Origin of the sequence: Paenibacillus sp. VCA1 (assembly GCF_031583795.1) — a bacterium.
GTDB lineage: Bacteria > Bacillota > Bacilli > Paenibacillales > Paenibacillaceae > Paenibacillus_AQ > Paenibacillus_AQ albilobatus.
In genome coordinates, this window is sequence record NZ_JAVLSX010000001.1 from 62791 (window position 1) to 80736 (window position 17946).

Sequence of the window (17946 nt, forward strand, 5' to 3'; positions counted from 1 at the left end):
GACAATTTTTTTGACAGTGAATTCACGTTATGGGAATATAGATTTATCATATTCCAGTATCTTGAAGGAGTTGTTGAAGTTGTCGGCTGAACTTCGTATCAGTATTCAAGGCAAAAATCCGCCATCATGGGCAACTGGAGATCAAAGCGGTACATACTTTTCATATTATCAAAACGAACATGGGGAGCAATGGGTAGCGAAGTTGGAGGGAAGGACTCTTCGCATATCTGGGCTCGATATTGACTGGGAAGAGATTGAACTCAATGCTGAACAGATTATAGCTGAGAATAATAGAATTTTAGATCAGATTGTTGTAGTAACGATGATGCAATCCAAGGATGTACCCGAAAGTGTTGCAAAGGCATATTTGGATGTAGTGGCAGTACACCAGAGAACCTACGGCGGAAAGCTTCCGTTAGCTCAGATTATGTTCGGTGCTGATGAATTGTTGTGGCTGGCGTCAGTGCTTAATGCAACGATCCCAAGGATTAAATTATAAAAATTAGCCCAAATTGATCGAGTATTTGTTTTAAGCGGGGGGATTGAAGTGAGTCGCTTATTAACCAGTAATGTTTTTATAGATTCATCTATTTACATTGGTCGTAACTTTGCTTTTAGAGATCACTTACTAGGACAGGTAGCAAAGTTAGCTAATAGTAGTCATATCAAACTTTTTATTTCTGAAATTGTAATCAATGAAGTTAGAAATAAAATTGATGAAAAATCGAAAGAAGCAAAGTCAGCGTTAGATACCCTTCGTAAGAAAGGTATGGTTCTTCGTCATGTTTCCCACTATAATTCGGTTTTTAACATTGAATTTAGTAACTCGATCAACCCAGTCTTATTAAATAATTTTGAAGAGTTTTTGCAATATTCGAGAGTAACTATAGTTTCAGTTGATACAGTCTTGATGAGCAAACTGCTGCATAGCTATTTTCAAGGTACCGCTCCTTTTAGCAGCACAAAAAAGTCTGAATTTCCTGATGCTATTAATTTGATGGCACTTGATAATTGGTGTAAAGATAATTGTGAGCAGATGTATGTGATTTCTTCAGATAATGACTTAGCTAATTATTGTGCAATTAGCTCAAATCTACATTACTTAGATAGTGTGGATGCCTTTCTAAATTTAGTTACCAGTAGTGATGAATACAGGCATACTTTTGTTACAAAGCTTACTGAAGCACGTTTTGAAGAGGTCGAAGAGATAATTAGTGAGAATTTTAAATGGCTGGGTTTTTCCTTAGAAAATGAGGATGGCTATGTTGAAAATGTGAAAGTGCTGAGCGTTGAGTTAGAAGATGATATTAATGTTATTGAACTGCAAGAAGACACGGCAACTCTCCAATTTGAAGTTAGAGTTAATTTTGAAGCTGAGGTAACATATACTGACTATGCAAACTCTGTTTATGATAAGGAGGAAGGAAAGTATCTTCTTGAAGAAGAGATCGAGTTAGAAGTAGAAAATGATGTTTTAATACCGGTATCAGTTCAAATAGGATATAAAATATCTGATGAAACATACCTAGAAGTGGTAAGCTGTAAAGTAAATGAAGATCAAGATGTTTCATTCATGTTGTATGAAGAAGATTATTGATGGCGTTAGAAAAGGATGGGGAATGTGGGCGTTTGCTAAGGTGACATCAAAACTGTGAATACCCCGTAGAAGCTTATGCGGCGTTGTCTTCGGACAGGGTTCGACTCCCCTCGCCTCCATACGTAGTACCAGTGACGGACACCATTCGGTGTCCGTTCAGATTGTCGAGAAACCCACGTCTTTGAGACGTTGGGTTTCTCTTTTTTCATTTGCAGTTGCTAAAAAGCCTAAAAAAGATGGGGTTATCCCCTCTTTTTCAGGCGATCCAGGTGGATCGCCATCTTCTTCATGTTCTGCACGGCGGCCGTCATCAACGCTTGTTCCGTGAAGTTCGAGAGTCCGCGCAAACGGCAATAGCGAAACCCATGGAGCTCTTTGGCATCCGCGAAGCTTCGCTCAATCGTTTCTTTTCGTTTGCGGTACAACTGCTTGCCATCCCGGCTTAGCCGGTTGTTTCGCACCCAATCTTTGCTGTCTTCCCAGACATGTCGGGTCAGTACCTTCCGGTGGTTCTTGGAATGAGTGCATTGCGCAAGCATTGGGCAAACCTGGCAATGCTCCGAGTCGGACGCATACTGCCGGTACCCCTTCCGGTCGGTTGTCCGGTACGTCAGACGGTGCTTCTCCGGACAGATATAGGTGTTACTCTCGGCGTCGTAAATAAACTTCCACTTGGCAAACAAACCTTGCTTGGGGTGAAATCTCCGGTGGGCAATGACGGCAAAAATCTTTCGCTTCTGTAAACCTCGGCAAATCGGTGTTGTTAAATAACCGGAATCCAGCGCTACAGCCTCAACCTTAAATCCAAACCGTTTTCGCTGACGGTCTAATCGCGACAAATGAATCATGAACATTTCCCGGCGTGACGTGGACGTCGGTAATGAGATTGTATTTAAGATTCACCGTCCGGTGGTCGAGATAAAAGAACCCTCCGGCTTACCGTCGCGAATCATATAGCCGCTTTCCGGATCGGTGGTGCTCACTTTAATTTCTTTGGTTCCATTCACTTCCTCTCGTACTTTCAGAGCTTTTTTCCGTGCGCTTTGCGGTCCTCCGTCACAGCCTCATTGAGTTCGTCAATATAGTCCTTGGTGTTTTGTAGAACTTCCTGCTTGGTATAGCGGTGCTTGTTGGCATTGGCTTTTACGTGAGTCGAATCCGTAATGAGCACACGCCCGCCCACCATTTTGTGCGAGATCGCTTGGAGGACGATTTCGTCAAAGATCTCCTGAAAAATGTCAGTATCTTTAAACCGAGTTCGCCGGTTCCAGCTAATGGTGGAGTGATCTGGAACTTTGTCAGTAAGACCAAGACCCAAAAACCAGCGGTAAGCCAAATTCGTTTGAATCTCGCGTTCCAACTGACGTTCGGAGCGAATGCCATAAAAATAACCGAGAAAAATCATCTTAAACAGAACGACCGGATCAATGGCTGCCCGCCCGTTATCTGCGCAGTAAAGAGGACGAACCTTATCATCAATAAAGGAGAAGTCGATATACTTGTCCACTTTCCGCAGCAAATGATCCTGCGGAACCAACTCTTCAATCGAAACGAATTCGTAGCTTTGTTGTTTTTCCCGGTTAGATCTTAGCATTCAAAACACCGTCCGTTCATAAGTAGTTATTTATATTACAAAACATTAACGCGGTGTCGTTATAAATTAAATGAACATAGAGAAGGCTGTCGAGACTTTCTCGACAGCCTGGACGGACACCATTCGGTGTCTGTTTTTGCTTGTTTGGACTCGAGGGGGTGGGGTAAACTGCTTTGGCTCTAGAAGTATTTTGGTCGTTGTATTGGGATATACCTTGTGGCAGTTTTGTTCCCGGTGCTAGTCAGTTTATTTTATAACAGTCATCAAGACTGACCTAGGAAACATAATAATTGTAAAATACATCCGTGACAATGTTATTTCCCTATCAGCCATCCTAATGTCAACTGAGCAATAGCACCTGTTATCCAACTATGTTTTTCAAGTTGCTCGGAGTATTTTAGTAAGATTCCCTTTTTTATTTCTTCCTTGTCTTCAAGTAATTCTCTAATTTCATTTACCATTATTCGGAGCTCTTCTTTGTCATTACCACCGTTGTCTTCAATCATTTTTTCTATTTCATTAATATATATGTTGTTATTCATTGTTGCTGTTCCTTGAGTTGCCATCATCGCTCCATAGACATTGCCACTTATATTAAAGGAAACATTCGACATCATAACTTCATCCCTTCTATTTTTGGCTGAATTATTTTTTGTTGCTCTTAAAATTAATATCTTAATTTTTTCCATACTTTCTTCCGCAATATCACGGATATTAAAATGATTCTTGCTATTGGCTCTAACTCTGAATCTCAAAAAATCTATCAGAAAATAAGGATTTTCCATGTCATCTACATATATCTTCATATAAATATGTGTTATAAATTCTTTTTGCTCAATTAGTTCATTTTCTTCGATAATTTCGATATCTCGGATAGCTAAAAAATGATATCTTCGTACTATACCACCGTTCTCTTGAGAGATAATTATCATGAATTCATAGTCAGTTTCGTTAAATATAAGAATTACTTTGTTTGTTGAGCTAGGAAGAATGTAATCTGTTTTAAAAGTATGCAATTCAGTCGACCTATTAAAGCAAATTAAAGCTATCATGGCATTTTCAATATCAATTGCAATCATGGAATTTTTATGTCTGTATAATTCAGGAGATATAAGTTCCAATTTCTGCAACTCTCTTTTAAAGTAACTCTTTAACTTCTTGTATTGTTTGTATTTATCAATAACAAGAAGAGAAGCAAGTATAACCAAGACTATAATGGATATAACTACCAAAATGTCATTCAATTTTTCAATCCCCTCCTTCATAAATCTAGCTACATACCAATATATTACAATGGATGAGCTAATACGACAAACCTCTTAGCCTTGCATAATTGTGGACACTTACGAAATGCAACGTATATTGGTCTTTCAAATAATTCGAATACGTTTTGTCTTCGAGCAGGGGTACGACTCTCCTCAAAATATCTAAAAAAATGACACTATCATAGTGTGTTTTTTGTATACAAATCTATTGGCCTGGTAAAACTGATACTACAATACTAGATTTGGAGTGAGGATAAATGAGCTTGATAGCCATTGGGGATAAAAACCATCTTCGGATTATAGAATACAAAAATTTAATCAGAAAACTAATTAAACGGGGATCTTTATTTGCATTATTCAAATTTCAAACTAAGATGATACGAGAGTTAACTGTTGATGATGAACCAGACTTCACACAAAAAAGAATTGTTGACTTTTTGAGCATATTAAAAGAGGTGACCGATGATTGCTTAACATGCGCGAAATGCCAAGAACCATATAATTTTAGGATTTGCACTGGGCTAAGTTATATAAAAAATAATGCAATTGAACTAACTTGTAAGGGGTGTGGTGATTGTTTTACTCATTCGGAGAAGAGAAGTCATGTAACATATTTTAATTTCAAGGCTTGGAGAGAAGTAGAAAATTTAAGGAAAAGGTCTAGTGGGTTCACGATAAGTTATCGACTTAGTTTTGCACCTAAGAAAGCACTTCTTTATATATATGATAATAAAGAGGTGCGTCCTGAATTATGGATTAATGGCTATCAGATTTTTGAGGCGGAGGAAGTGAAGAATTACTGGGTCTACTCAAAAGGGTTAATAAAACAATGGAAAAAAGGTGAGGAAATACAACTAGCTTTCATTCAATTTGAGAAGGTAAAGATCTATACACTGGATGAAGTTTTCAAAGGATGATTAAATTATTTATAGATTGGAGTTGGCCAAAGATGCAGTTTTTTTGACAGGAATTTAGTCTGGTGATTGGAGAGTTTCGTAGTGTATTAACATCATAACCCGAACCATCAACCAGTGTTCTGGTTGGTAGCATTTCATTTTAATTATGCACGAGAAAGCGAAGAGTCAGGTGTATCTATTTACTGTATAAAGAATAACATGCGCGTTCGTAGAAGGTAATAAGTTCAAGATCATTAGTTACAAATAAATGGAAACAAAAGCAAAACAAACTTGTAAATCAACTCCAGTTGTGTTATAGTTAGTTTATTAGAATTTGAACCTGAGATCACATATTGTAGAGGGTTAGATTTTGATTATGTAGCCTTGTACAATATGTGATTTTTTTTAAATTCGAAGATCATGTAAAAATGAAAATATGGAGGTAATTGGCCATGACAAAAGGAACAGTAAAGTGGTTTAATGCAGACAAAGGCTTTGGTTTTATCGAGGTTGAAGGCGGAGACGACGTATTTGTGCACTTCAGTGCAATCGTTGGCGACGGCTTCAAATCTTTGGACGAAGGTCAAAGAGTCGAATTTAATGTCGTACAAGGCAATCGAGGCCCACAGGCTGAGAATGTTGTTAAACTGTAAAGCTGTAGTTAGAAGGTCCCGCACATAGTGTTGGGGCCTTTTTTTCGCTCATGATTCCAGAGGAGAAGAGGGATGCTGCTTGTACCATTCACGGAAAAGACCGATGATGGATCTTCCAGAGGAAATGACAACGATATGGTCATGCACCAATGAAAAGTGCAACGGATGGATGAGGGATAACTTTGTTTTTTTGATTCAACCGACCTGTGTCCAATGCCATTCCTTCATGGAAAAGAGCGAGAAAATGCTGCCTATTTTAGAAAATACAAGTCCTAATCAGACCAAGACTAAATAAAGCGAGGACCAGGACATTACAATAGTCACCATCTGACACCCGTTGGAAAACTATGTGGCGTTGTCTTTGGATAGGGTTGGACTCCCTTCGCCTCCCTTAAAGCACGTAAGGACCATCAACCAGTTGCCTGGGTTGGTGGTATTTCATTTTATGTTATAATGGGGATAATTTTAAAAACTGGAGGGGGACTCAGGATGTTTGTAAATCGAGAACAACTCCAAGAAATTTTGAAAAAAGCAAATCAATATGCATGTGACTAAAGCGAAAGAGTCAGGTGCATCTATTTACTATATAAAGAATAACAAACGAGTTCGTGAAGATGCAGAAGGTAAGTAGCCTATGTGGCGTTATCTTCAGGCAGGGGTTCGACTCCCCTCCATTTAAAAAGTATAAAACAGAATAAAAGGGCAGTCAGGATTTATCTTGGCTGACCTTTTATTTTTTTAGGTTAGCATCTAAAGGAGTTGTAGGTTATGAAATCTGACCGTATAAAATTGCCGCCGGGATTTTGGGCGGGATTACAACAACTAGGAATTGCGCCGCACGACATAGCGAGCAAAGCGCGGCTGCCACTAACGAATATTACAGAATCGGCTGCAGTTACCTCCGCCCAATATTTCAGGATCTGGCAAGCTTACGCTGATCTCGTTGGTGACATTGCCATTGGAATCATCAAACTAGCAACCGTCTTTGAAACGGCACAGTACCCGCCGCCTGTCTTGGCGACCTATCATGCACATGATTATCGCGACGCCCTGAACCGAATGGCCCGGTACAAACAACTGTGCCCTCCGGAAAGCTTGCGTATAACCGAAGAGGGCGAGGCCAGTACGATCGAATTGGAATGGACGCACAGAGAGCAACAGCAACCCGTACCGCCCGTGCTGGTTGGAGCTACACTGGCCTTTCTTCTGGAGCTTGGGCGACGGGGCACAGGCTTGCCTTTAACTGCACGGTCTGTAGAATTTTCTCGCTCGATGGGGGATGTAAAGGCCCTCGAAGATTACTTCGGGTGTTCTATCCGGACTGGTACAACGGCTAACCGTTTGACGCTGTATCGAAGAGACCTGGATCGCCCTTTTATATCGCATAATAAAGAGTTGCTGGAGATCTTGACTCCTGTATTGGACCGATCATTGGAGGAAGAGCGCAACCGTTCAATTTCTGAGATCGTCAAACGGATCTTGAAGCGCAGCTTAATCGAAGGGGGCGTTGACATTCGGGCTGTGGCGAACGAGCTCTGCATGAGCGATCGTACCTTGCAGCGCCGTCTTACTGGCGAAGGTACAACTTTCAAGCAGTTGTTGACACAGGCCCGGCATGAACAGGCACGAAAATACTTGGCAGACCCCAAGTTCAATATAAAAGAAGTTGCTTTTTTAACTGGATTTGAAGACCAGAACTCGTTTTACCGCGCCTTTCGCCTTTGGGAGGGCGATACTCCTTCAAATTGGCGTTCCGAATATTTAAGGACAAACCCAACGTCATAGAATCCCGGCCTAATTCGTTTCTTACAGGGCTAGCATTTTCCGGGTTTCATTATATTTGGCGGGTCAAACAAGAAATTTGGCGTTGCACGCTAGTTACCGAACGGTACAGACAAAGTAACATAATCCCTATCCGGAGCACAAGGATGTTCCAAGAATAATTTCTAATCAGCTTGCTGTGAATGACAACAAAGGAGACATCTAAGTTATGGATATGGGATTAAAGAACAAAACGGCTTTGGTAACCGGATCGACGAAAGGTATAGGGAAAGCCATTGCCATTGAACTTGCCAGAGAAGGCGTCAATGTCCTCGTAAACGGACGGAAGCATGAAGAGGTAGAACGAACCGTAAATGAATTGAAGTCGGAGTTCCCGGATACTTCTCCCCAGAATGCTGCGGCCGATATTGTGGATTTGCAGCAAAGAGAAGCGTTGCTCGAGAAATATCCCCACGTCGATATTCTAGTTAACAATATGGGTATTTATGAAATCATGTCTTATGAGGACGTTGACGATGAAATATGGGAAAAATACTTCCGCACGAATGTCCTAGCCGCGAATGGATTATCTAAATTTTATTTGCCTAAAATGTTGGATAACAATGACGGGCGAATCATCTTTATTGCAAGTGAAGAAGCCATTATGCCATCAGGGCAAATGCCCCAGTATTGCATGACCAAATCCATGTTATTATCGCTGTCAAAAAGCTTATCTAAGCTAACCGCAGGAACGGAAGTCACATCCAATACGATCATGCCGGGACCAACGCTTTCCGAAAACGTATATCAAATCATTGAAAGTATGTTTCCCGATGATATGGCATTTTCGGAAAAAGAGAAAAAATTTATGGCTGCAAACCTGCCCCAATCCGAAATACAGCGATTTATCAAGCCTTTTGAAATAGGAAGACTGGTTGCATTCGTCTGCAGCCCCTATGCATCCGCATTTAAAGGTTCTCCGATCCGTATGGACGGGGGCATGGTGCCTACAATTTTTTAACATAATATGTAGTCTTTAAGAAAGGCTGCTTTCCGAATCCATCGGATGGCAGCCTTTTTTCTATATTCAAGGAAATGTTATGAGCTGTATAATAAACAGGAAAGGATTGGATTAATAGTTATAAAAAATCATCTTTAAAAATATATCACATAATCAAAAAGGAAAATTTGAAAGGGAGCGTTTTGTTTGAAAGGCTCAAAATTATTAGTTATCATGTCGTTGATATTGCTATTAACTACAGGATGTTTTTCTGAAAAAACATCTTCCGACAAAGTAACCCGACGTTCAACATTAAATGGTGAAAGCGAGCATTGGCAGCTGCAAGGATATAAATTGAAAATTGAAGGGGACACACTTTTTGCCGGAGATGGTGAATTACACTATAAATTGGATGAAAAAATAACTGATCATATTTCATTTAGGATGATTGCAGCAATTGATGATAAAGAAATTGTTTTACAAGAAATGAAAATCGTAAGTCCGGGAAAAAATTTCAATAAGCAAGATACAGGTAAAGCGGAATTAAAAGTGCCTATGAATAACGAACGCGAAAAAATTACCTTTTTAAATAAAGATAGTATATACGGGGTAATAGACTGGGTGTCCCTAGAAGGGGAACGGATGAAAGAAATTATAAAGTTTCGAGAATAACTAGCGATGGGAAACTTTTAAGGCAGCGGTTATATACAAAAAAAGTACCGTACAATCATTTGGATTAGATTATCGAATGATAGTTCTTAAAAGGCAGGAATATTTACCCAATTCATAGAAATCTCTGTATATAACATCGACTAAAAATTAATGAGAGGCTTGTATGAATGAAGAGAAATTTATGATCATCATTAAAGGTGAAGACAAGACAAAAGATGTATCCTCGTACGAAATCGATCCTCCTATTGTAAGGATTGTGTATAAAGGTTCTGGCAAGGATTATACTTATCAGCTCAATGACGTTTGTATTTTGGAGCCGAACATTCTGGATATTACGCGGGATATGGCTGTTTTTCACGATGGATACCCTTTTTATAATGTACAACGGATTTTAGATTTCGGACCTAAGATTCGGGTGTGCTTTGAAAATGGGGGTATTCGTACATATGATCGGGAGCGTATTCAAATTAAACACAGCAGTGCACGAAACTCCGAAGCAACCCGAATTTTGAACTATTGGCGAGCCATTTCAAAACATGTGGAGAATGATGATGTACAGGAAAACAAGGGAGCTTTTTTAGCCAAGGAATTTACGAAATTGGATTATATAGATCCGGACAGTGCTTTAAGCCACTATCTTTTGAGGCGTCCTATAAAGAGCGATATGCCTGTGACAAGCGAACCGATTTTTCCTTTCAGATATAATTTGAGTCAAAAGACCGCGCTTGACCAAGCTTTAAAAAGCACCATCAGTATTGTCGAAGGTCCTCCTGGCACAGGCAAAACCCAGACGATCTTAAACATTCTGGCGAATCTGGCGATTATGCAAGGCAAAAAGGTGGCCGTTGTTTCCGGTAACAATGCTGCAGTTATGAATGTGCAGGAAAAGATGGAACGGCAAGGCTATCACTTTTTTGTTGCCAGTTTGGGAAACCAAGAGAACAAGAAGAAATTTTTTGCTAATTTGCCGAAGTGGGACGTATCGGGTTGGTCAAGCGATGTGCCAGAAGACGAATTGATCGCAAATATAAAAGATCTGGATCAACGTATTCACCGCTTGATGGAACTGGATCGGGAAAAAGCGCGTCTTAAACAAAAGCTATCAGCCTACTTGCTCGAGCAGGAGCACTTTGAGCATTATTATGCCAGACAGGATATTCTGCCTATAGAGAAACTGTCATTTTACCGGCAGACACCGGAGAAGATTCTAGAGTTTATGAAAGACAGTTTTCTGGCCGTAGAAATGAAAAAGGAACACAAGCTTCGATACCGTTTCAAATTGTTCTTTAAATATGGCTTCACGGACTTCAAATTATTGAAAGAACAGGAGCTTGATGTCATCCTGAATTTTCAGCGAAAATTTTACGTTTTGAGGGTCAATGAGATATCAGATCGAATTCAGGAAATTGAGAAAGAACTGGAATCTCATGACTATGAAGCCTTAATGGATCAGCATCAACAGCAGTCCGAAACGCTTTTCCGGCACAGATTACATAAGAAATATCACGGCATTTCAGTTGTGGAATGCAATGAGAAAACATATACTCGCGGCAATAATTTTAAAGGTTTTATCGAGCATTATCCTATAGTGCTTAGCACGACCCATTCTTTGCGGAATTGTATCCCGGCAAATTATTTGTTTGACTATTGTATCATTGACGAGTCATCACAGGTTGATTTGCTAACAGGGGCTCTTGCCTTGTCCTGCTGCAGGCAGGCCATTATCGTAGGTGATACCAAACAACTGCCGCAGATCGTTAATAAAAGTATTGAGCAGAAGATTCAGGACCAAGCTGCTCCTGGCTTGGATGAGGCTTTCGACTATTTTAGGCATAATCTTTTATCGTCTATGTTGGCTTTGTACGGGGATTCCATTCCAAAAGTGATGTTGCGAGAGCATTACCGTTGCCACCCCCGAATTATTGAGTTCTGTAACAGAAAATATTACGACGGCGAATTAATCGCTTTTACCGATTCGGGGATGTCAGAATCCCCTTTATTAATCTACAGAACATCATTAGGAAATCACATGAGAGAAGTGACGCATGGCAAGAAAGGGAAGTTTAATGCAAGGGAACTTGATGTCATTGAACAGGAGGTTCTTTTGGGGTATCACGAAGTGGCAGCCGGTCATGTTGACATCGGTTTTGTGACGCCTTACCGCAAGCAGGTGGAGAAAGCGGCTCAGCAATTTACTTCGGATATTGAGAGCGACACCATTCATAAATATCAGGGGCGGGAAAAATCGGTTATGATTATGTCTACCGTACTGGACCGTACGAAATCCGGAAGCATGGGGATGAAATTTGTGAATGATCCATGCATGATCAATGTGGCTGTATCCCGTGCACAAAACCAATTTATTCTGGTGACCGATCATTCTGCGTTCCGCAAATATGGGAATGAAGTGGGAGACCTCATGCGCTATATGGAATATAGTACACTGGATAACAATGTAGTTGAAAGTAAGGTTCATTCTGTGTTCGACTTGTTATACCAAGAATACTCGGAAAAACTAAGGGATTTTCGGGAACGCGTGCGTTTCTTTAATAAATCAAGGCACAAAAGTGAGAATATTATGCATGCTTTGATCGATCAGGTGTTGCAGGAGTCTTTGTTTAAGGACTTCGAACTGGGTAATCAAATCTTGTTGTTGAATCTGTTTACAGATCTTGAACGATTAGATGAAGAGGAGCGTCGACTCGTGAAAAATCGATCCTCCGTCGATTTCGTTATTTATCACAAACTTGACAGATCGCTCGCGCTGGCTATTGAGGTGGATGGTTTTGAGTTTCATGAAAATAAGCCCGAGCAATTAAAACGAGATGAAATAAAAGAACGGATATTTAAAAAGTTTGAAAAGGAATTAATAAGATTTCCAACAACCGGGAGCGGGGAAGAACAAAGGCTTAGGGAAGTGCTGAGTTCTAAATTGAGAAATTAATTGTTCATCTAGTCATACTTTTTCTCACAGATGATGATTGATATTAATCAAGACTCTGAACTAGATTGTTCTCAGTTTAACATAAATAATAAAGTATATAGGGAGAAAGATGATTATGGTAATTTGTCTGTTTAGGTACTTTTTTTGACATTAAGTTAGGGTTGCCTGAAATGGTAGGATTTGACGTGAAGTACAAGGAAATAGACTAACCTTGGTTGGAAATGTTCATTGACCTTGGTAAAAGCATAGTAAACAATCAAGCCAAACAACCATTCAGGCTATCAGGATCTAAATTTGGCAATTAAGATAGGATTATCATTGATTTCAAAAATAACACATCCTAGGATCTAGCCGAGTGCTAGGTCCTTTTTATATAGGGAACTTTCATTAACAGAACTCATTGATTGTAGTCCTTAAGAAAAAACTTTTCCAATTTCACTTATCCATCCATTGACTTCATCATCCCCCTGATGTTATATTGTGCATACACGATATACACAATTTAATGAGGAGGAACTTTATGCTGGCATTAGACGTTAGGCATTTAAATAAAACCTATCCAAATTTTCAGTTAAAGGATGTATCGTTTCAGCTGGAACAGGGGTATATTATGGGATTTATCGGTGCCAATGGCGCGGGGAAAACAACCACAATCAAATCGATTTTGAATATGATTCATTTGGATCGCGGCGAGGTACACATTTTGGGCAAAAACGTTGCCGAGCACGAAACCGAATTGAAACAGGAAATCGGATATACTTTTGGCGGGATTGATTTTTATACGCGAAGCAAAATAAAAACGTTGACCGATGTGGTTAAGAAGTTTTATACGAATTGGGATGACGAAACTTATTACAACTATTTGAGAAGATTCAAATTGGAGGAAAACAAAAAAGTTGTTGAATTGTCGACGGGTATGAGAGTAAAGTACAGCTTGGCGCTTGCCTTATCCCATGGCGCGAAGCTTCTCATTCTCGATGAACCGACAAGCGGGCTTGATCCGGTTGCCAGAGAAGATTTGCTCGATATTTTTCAATCGCTCGTCGCGGATGGCGAAATCAGCATTCTTTTCTCGACTCATATTACGTCCGACTTGGAAAAGTGCGCGGATTACATCACCTATATCCATAACGGACAAATCATCAACAGTGCGGAGAAAGAAGAATTTATTGAATCCTATCGTTTGCTCAATGGATCGGCAATCCAGCTAAATCAGGTGAAAGATCGGATGATATCATACAAAACCAATTCCTTCGGCTTTACGGGATTGATCCACTCCGAAGACTTCGACCCCTCTGTAGAGGTGAAAGCGACCAGACCGAATCTTGAGGAAATCATGGTTTATTTCGCGAAAAAGGAGGATATGTATGTATAATTTGGTGATGAAGGATTTAAAACTGGGAATAAACCCTTTATTTTTTATCATGCCGGTTGTTTTAGGGGCCTTAATGCTCGTTCCCGGTTGGTTATATTTTATTGTCATTTTATATTTTTGCTGGATCACGGTACCTAATATGTTCGGCCAATTCAGAGCACAGAACGATTTGATGTTTACCACGATGATGCCCGTGACCAAAAATGACATGGTGAAAGCAAGGGTGCTCGTCATTGTCATCCTGGAATTATTGCATATGGTAGCGGCCATGATCTTTGGTGCGATCAATCTCCGCTTATATCCGGACCCGACTTATTATTTCTTCGGACCGTATTTGGGTTTTTGGGGGCTATGTTTTGTCATGCTGGCGATCTTCAACGTGATTTTTATCCCGATGTATTACAAGACGGCGTATAAATATGGCGGAGCGACGTTTGCCGGTGTTGCGGGAGCAATGCTTTTTGCCGGAATCGCGCAATGGATCGGAATCCAGAGTTCTTTTGTATCCGACGTTTTTAATGGCAGCGGCGCCCACGATATGGCGCTTCAAACATCCATCCTGATCGCAGGAATCGTTATCTTTGTTGCACTCACGATGATTGCTTATCGAATGGCGGTAAAGAGATTTCTGAAAGTGGAGCTCCAATGAACGTAGCGATTTCGAATACATCCGAAAAACCGATTTATCAGCAGCTTTTCGAACAAATCAGCGCCCAAATTTTGAAAGGGGAACTGGAAAGCGGCTATATTTTACCGCCGATCCGGCAAGCAGCCCAGGAGCTGCGCGTGAGCATCATCACCGTCAAGAAAGCTTGGGAAGAACTGGAACGATGCGGTTTGATCAATACAGTTACGGGAAAAGGGTGTTTTGTCGCCGACTTTTCACCCGATGAGAAGCTGCGATTACGCAACGAAATGATCCTGAAGCAAATGGTTAACGACACTTCGTATTACAAATCTTTTGGCCTCACCATCGATGAAGTGGTTGAGCTGTTGAAGAAGATTTATTAACAACCAAGTGCGCCAAAATTAATAGAAACGGCGTAACCGTTCTAGGTCCGGCAGTATCGTCTGCCGGGCCGTTTTTTATGGGGGTATAGGCTGTCCGGTCCTTTTTTTGTTCCAGCCTTATCCGGCTTTCGCCTGATTGGGAACTTGTTTCACGCCTTTCTTTCCGAGCAGATTGGTTCCTATGACGCCGGCAATAATAAGCGCAGAACCGACAATATGGTACAAGCTGACATCCTCTCCAAGCAAAAACGCTCCGGCAGCGATCGACACAATCGTCGATAGATTGGAGAATACGCTCACTTTGGATGCTTCGATTTTGGATAGGGCGTAGTTTGAACTAAGCGCCGTAACCAGTGTGGACAAAATGCCAAGATAGAGGACGGCCATGGTAAACGTACCGCTGGCAAGCGGAGAGAACAATTGATCGAGCGTTCCCGCGGCTGTATGCCCGGTGAGCGACACGGCTGAAAAGAAAAGAAAGGCGATACCCAGCATCACATACGTTATCTCTGCAGGACTGAACGATTTAAGCAGCCGCTTCGCGAGTACGCTGTACCCTGCCATGACCAGGCAAGACAGGAACAAGAGAACAATCCCCGTCATGTTGGACCAATCGATGCGGCTGCCCTTCATCATAAAGATGAACAGGACTCCGCCGACCGACAGACAGATGGATAGCTTTTGCAAGAGCGTGGTCGTTTCTTTCAAAAACAGGAACGCCAGCAGCACCGTTAAAATCGGCGTGAAAGCAAACAGAATACCCCCTTCGCTGGATGTGGCATGCTGCAGGCCGTAGGATTGGAGCGTAAAAAACGACAGCGGATACAAGGTGGCCAAGAGCAGCAGCTTGTAAAACTTCTTCCCGCGGTAGTTCAAACGGACCCGGCCCAGCAGGACGGGAATGGACATGACGGCGAAGGATGCGGCGAACCGGAATGTGAGGAGATCCAGGGGTGTGCCGAATTCGAGCGCAATTTTAGTGAATAAAAATGAAAATCCTATAATGATAGCATTGATAACCGCGCATAAATAAGCAAATTTCAATCCGGATGGAGATGGATTCATCGATTAAGCGCCCCCTTAACTTTGAGTGTTCATCATAGATTCATGATCGCGAACTTGGAACTGATACATGAAATGGTAAAACGAAATGCAGATGCCAACAATAACGAATTTTCAGAACTGTATCAGTACAGTTATGCATATCGCGTATAAAGAGAATGGGGAAGAGAAGGGGCAGCGTGAAAAGAGACGTATTCAATACTGAATAAGATCGGTTATCCGGGTGATGTGTGGAAGCAGCTTGGCGGCAAATCCAAGCATGCGGCAAACCGGATATTGACCCATATAATTGTATTGAACAGGAGAGTCAGCTTATACTTCAGTTCTCTGATTCTACATTACAGGGCATGGGCAGATTCACGTCTGAAGGAACCTATGGACCAAGCCTTAGTTGAAGGTAAGTCACAGTGAGTCTACCGTGAAGTCTAGGTAACGTGAAGCGGTGGCAATGGTGGTTTTGTATAGCCACGGTTCGCTCCTTAGTTATAATGACAAGAATGAACGATGCAGGTCAAGCAGGCGTCAAAGACCATGGTCTGCTTGAATCTGCGGTACATAGACCGCAACAAAGCCTGTTTGGGGAAGATGCATACCCAACTTTATATGACAAAGCAGCTGCATTAGTGGAGTCTTTGGTCAAAAATTATTGTTTTCACAATGGAAATAAACGGACAGCTTATCTTGTGACAAAATCATTTTTATTGTTAAACGGCTTTCATTTGAAAATGGAGCGTAATGAAGCGGTGGAGTTTATGGTTGACATTGCACAAGGGAAGTACGAACTCGAATCGATTGCTCAAATACTTGAAAAACATTCAAATGCTAGGTAATGTGGCAATGGAAGAAATCAAAGTGATTTTAAACAAGCCGCGTCACCTTTTTGAACCTATAAGTGGCCGATACGAAGTATCCGGCATGATGAGGTATTTGATTCATATCCAATTGACGGATTTGTAAAGACAAAGCGGTCATCCACGGGGTGACCTTTTTTCTTGTTCAAAATGAACCGGCCATCGTCATCTTGCGATTTCCTTGACGATTTCCTTGCAAAACCTAACGTTTGTTGACTACTTTATCATGTTTGTTATCTGGATGAAAGCGCTCTATTTCCTTTAAAATTGACTTACACAAGCAATATAGGATGACGGAAGAGGTGACAGGCATGAGCACTAAGACAAAAGGTAAGCGCTTACGAACGCGATGGCGCAAGCAAGATGCCGAGCTGACGCTTTTGGCGCTGCCGACGACCATATGGTACATTCTTTTCTGCTTCTTACCCATGTTCGGCATCATTATCGCCTTTAAAAACTTTAGAATAAGCGGCGGATTTCTAAGTAACGTCATTAACAGTCCATGGGCGGGGTTCAAGAACTTCGAATTTTTGTTCAAATCGAACGATGCATGGATCATTATTCGAAATACGCTGGGATACAATATCATTTTTATCGTCCTCGGCATTGTCATTCCCGTTGCTTTAGCCCTGATGGTCGGCATGCTGCACAATCGGAGAGCTGGCAAAGTGTATCAAACCATGATGTTTTTGCCCTACTTTCTGTCCTGGGTCGTCGTTTCGGCGGTAGGCTGGGCATTTTTGAGCTTTGACAAAGGGATTGTCAATCAAATGCTGGTGAATATGGGCGGCGAGCCGATCAACTGGTATATGGAGTCGAAATACTGGCCTTACCTTTTGATTTTCATGCATGTTTGGAAAAGCGTAGGTTACGGTATGGTCGTTTACTTGGCGACAATCACCGGCATTGATAAAACCTACTATGAGGCGGCCGTCATTGATGGCGCTTCCATCTGGCAGCAGACACGATTCATTACCCTGCCGTTGATGAAACTGGTTATCGTCATGATGTTTATCTTGGCCGTGGGCCGCATCTTCTACACGGATTTCGGATTGTTCTTCCAGGTACCGCGGGATTCGAACTCCTTGTTTAACGTGACCACCACCATTGATGTATTGGTTTATAAGCAACTCAAAACGGCAACCGTCGGCATGGCTTCCGCGGCCGCATTCGTGCAATCCGTGCTGGGTTGTATCACGATTCTAACGGCAAACTGGATCGTTCGCAGAATAGATCCGGATAGCGCGATGATGTAGGGGGTGCGT

At 41.4% G+C, this 17946-nt stretch carries 16 protein-coding genes and 1 pseudogene; 14 read left to right on the top strand and 3 right to left on the bottom strand.

Annotation, left to right across the window (positions count from 1 at the left end; all coding sequences use genetic code 11):
• The first annotated feature begins 79 nt into the window (after positions 1-79).
• Positions 80-499: a hypothetical protein gene (locus tag RJP21_RS00340; RefSeq protein ID WP_310857599.1), complete on the top strand. Its 420-nt coding sequence runs from the start codon at positions 80-82 to the stop codon at positions 497-499.
• Positions 500-547: 48 nt separating this feature from the next.
• Positions 548-1597 (top strand): PIN domain-containing protein, encoded by a 1050-nt coding sequence (locus tag RJP21_RS00345; RefSeq protein WP_310857600.1) that lies wholly within the window; start codon positions 548-550, stop codon positions 1595-1597.
• A 242-nt stretch (positions 1598-1839) separates the two neighbouring features.
• Here RJP21_RS00345 and RJP21_RS00350 read toward each other — a convergent pair.
• Together RJP21_RS00350 and RJP21_RS00355 are read right to left on the bottom strand one after the other, a co-directional pair.
• Positions 1840-3191: pseudogene (locus tag RJP21_RS00350) on the bottom strand (IS1182 family transposase).
• Between the two features lie 314 nt (positions 3192-3505).
• On the bottom strand, positions 3506-4435 hold the full coding sequence (locus RJP21_RS00355) for a hypothetical protein (protein WP_310857601.1): 930 nt from the start codon (positions 4433-4435) through the stop codon (positions 3506-3508).
• A gap of 278 nt (positions 4436-4713) precedes the next feature.
• On the opposite strand from RJP21_RS00355, the gene RJP21_RS00360 reads away from it, so the two are divergent.
• The 10 genes from RJP21_RS00360 (at position 4714) to RJP21_RS00405 (ending at position 14768) form a co-directional block, all read left to right on the top strand.
• Positions 4714-5373, top strand: coding sequence for a hypothetical protein (locus tag RJP21_RS00360; protein ID WP_310857602.1), 660 nt, complete (start codon positions 4714-4716; stop codon positions 5371-5373).
• A gap of 431 nt (positions 5374-5804) precedes the next feature.
• Positions 5805-6005, top strand: a complete 201-nt coding sequence (locus RJP21_RS00365; protein ID WP_160039672.1) for a cold-shock protein — start codon at positions 5805-5807, stop codon at positions 6003-6005.
• A 103-nt stretch (positions 6006-6108) separates the two neighbouring features.
• Positions 6109-6300, top strand: coding sequence for a cold-inducible protein YdjO-related protein (locus tag RJP21_RS00370; protein ID WP_483874782.1), 192 nt, complete (start codon positions 6109-6111; stop codon positions 6298-6300).
• A 473-nt stretch (positions 6301-6773) separates the two neighbouring features.
• Positions 6774-7790, top strand: coding sequence for an AraC family transcriptional regulator (locus tag RJP21_RS00375; protein WP_310857604.1), 1017 nt, complete (start codon positions 6774-6776; stop codon positions 7788-7790).
• Positions 7791-7995: 205 nt separating this feature from the next.
• Entirely contained in the window at positions 7996-8787 is a 792-nt protein-coding gene (locus RJP21_RS00380) for an SDR family NAD(P)-dependent oxidoreductase (protein ID WP_310857605.1), read from the top strand.
• A gap of 186 nt (positions 8788-8973) precedes the next feature.
• Positions 8974-9438, top strand: coding sequence for a hypothetical protein (locus tag RJP21_RS00385; RefSeq protein ID WP_310857606.1), 465 nt, complete (start codon positions 8974-8976; stop codon positions 9436-9438).
• A 163-nt stretch (positions 9439-9601) separates the two neighbouring features.
• Positions 9602-12382, top strand: coding sequence for an AAA domain-containing protein (locus RJP21_RS00390; RefSeq protein ID WP_310857607.1), 2781 nt, complete (start codon positions 9602-9604; stop codon positions 12380-12382).
• 520 nt (positions 12383-12902) lie between these two features.
• Positions 12903-13757 (top strand): ABC transporter ATP-binding protein, encoded by an 855-nt coding sequence (locus tag RJP21_RS00395; protein ID WP_310857608.1) that lies wholly within the window; start codon positions 12903-12905, stop codon positions 13755-13757.
• On the top strand, positions 13750-14406 hold the full coding sequence (locus tag RJP21_RS00400) for an ABC-2 transporter permease (protein WP_310857609.1): 657 nt from the start codon (positions 13750-13752) through the stop codon (positions 14404-14406). Before RJP21_RS00395 ends, RJP21_RS00400 begins: the two co-directional genes overlap by 8 nt.
• A complete protein-coding gene (locus tag RJP21_RS00405) occupies positions 14403-14768 on the top strand; it encodes a GntR family transcriptional regulator (protein WP_310857610.1) in 366 nt (121 codons plus the stop codon). The genes RJP21_RS00400 and RJP21_RS00405 overlap by 4 nt, the downstream gene beginning before the upstream one ends.
• A 117-nt stretch (positions 14769-14885) precedes the next feature.
• Here RJP21_RS00405 and RJP21_RS00410 read toward each other — a convergent pair whose 3' ends face one another.
• The gene (locus RJP21_RS00410; RefSeq protein WP_310857611.1) at positions 14886-15833 is read right to left on the bottom strand and encodes a DMT family transporter; all 948 of its coding nucleotides are present in this window, start codon (positions 15831-15833) and stop codon (positions 14886-14888) included.
• A 431-nt stretch (positions 15834-16264) separates the two neighbouring features.
• Between RJP21_RS00410 and RJP21_RS00415 the strand changes: the two genes are divergently transcribed.
• Positions 16265-16660 (top strand): type II toxin-antitoxin system death-on-curing family toxin, encoded by a 396-nt coding sequence (locus RJP21_RS00415; protein WP_397386155.1) that lies wholly within the window; start codon positions 16265-16267, stop codon positions 16658-16660.
• A gap of 332 nt (positions 16661-16992) precedes the next feature.
• Entirely contained in the window at positions 16993-17937 is a 945-nt protein-coding gene (locus RJP21_RS00420) for an ABC transporter permease (RefSeq protein ID WP_310857612.1), read from the top strand.
• Positions 17938-17946: the final 9 nt, after the last annotated feature.

Bases quoted from the DNA above. Each gene is read 5' to 3' on its own strand.
- RJP21_RS00405 (WP_310857610.1), top strand. From the start codon at position 14,403: ATGAACGTAGCGATTTCGAATACATCCGAAAAACCGATTTATCAGCAG.
- RJP21_RS00410 (WP_310857611.1), bottom strand. From the start codon at position 15,833: ATGAATCCATCTCCATCCGGATTGAAATTTGCTTATTTATGCGCGGTT.
- RJP21_RS00400 (WP_310857609.1), top strand. From the start codon at position 13,750: ATGTATAATTTGGTGATGAAGGATTTAAAACTGGGAATAAACCCTTTA.
- RJP21_RS00380 (WP_310857605.1), top strand. From the start codon at position 7,996: ATGGATATGGGATTAAAGAACAAAACGGCTTTGGTAACCGGATCGACG.
- RJP21_RS00420 (WP_310857612.1), top strand. From the start codon at position 16,993: ATGAGCACTAAGACAAAAGGTAAGCGCTTACGAACGCGATGGCGCAAG.
- RJP21_RS00365 (WP_160039672.1), top strand. From the start codon at position 5,805: ATGACAAAAGGAACAGTAAAGTGGTTTAATGCAGACAAAGGCTTTGGT.
- RJP21_RS00370 (WP_483874782.1), top strand. From the start codon at position 6,109: ATGATGGATCTTCCAGAGGAAATGACAACGATATGGTCATGCACCAAT.
- RJP21_RS00395 (WP_310857608.1), top strand. From the start codon at position 12,903: ATGCTGGCATTAGACGTTAGGCATTTAAATAAAACCTATCCAAATTTT.
- RJP21_RS00390 (WP_310857607.1), top strand. From the start codon at position 9,602: ATGAATGAAGAGAAATTTATGATCATCATTAAAGGTGAAGACAAGACA.
- RJP21_RS00360 (WP_310857602.1), top strand. From the start codon at position 4,714: ATGAGCTTGATAGCCATTGGGGATAAAAACCATCTTCGGATTATAGAA.
- RJP21_RS00375 (WP_310857604.1), top strand. From the start codon at position 6,774: ATGAAATCTGACCGTATAAAATTGCCGCCGGGATTTTGGGCGGGATTA.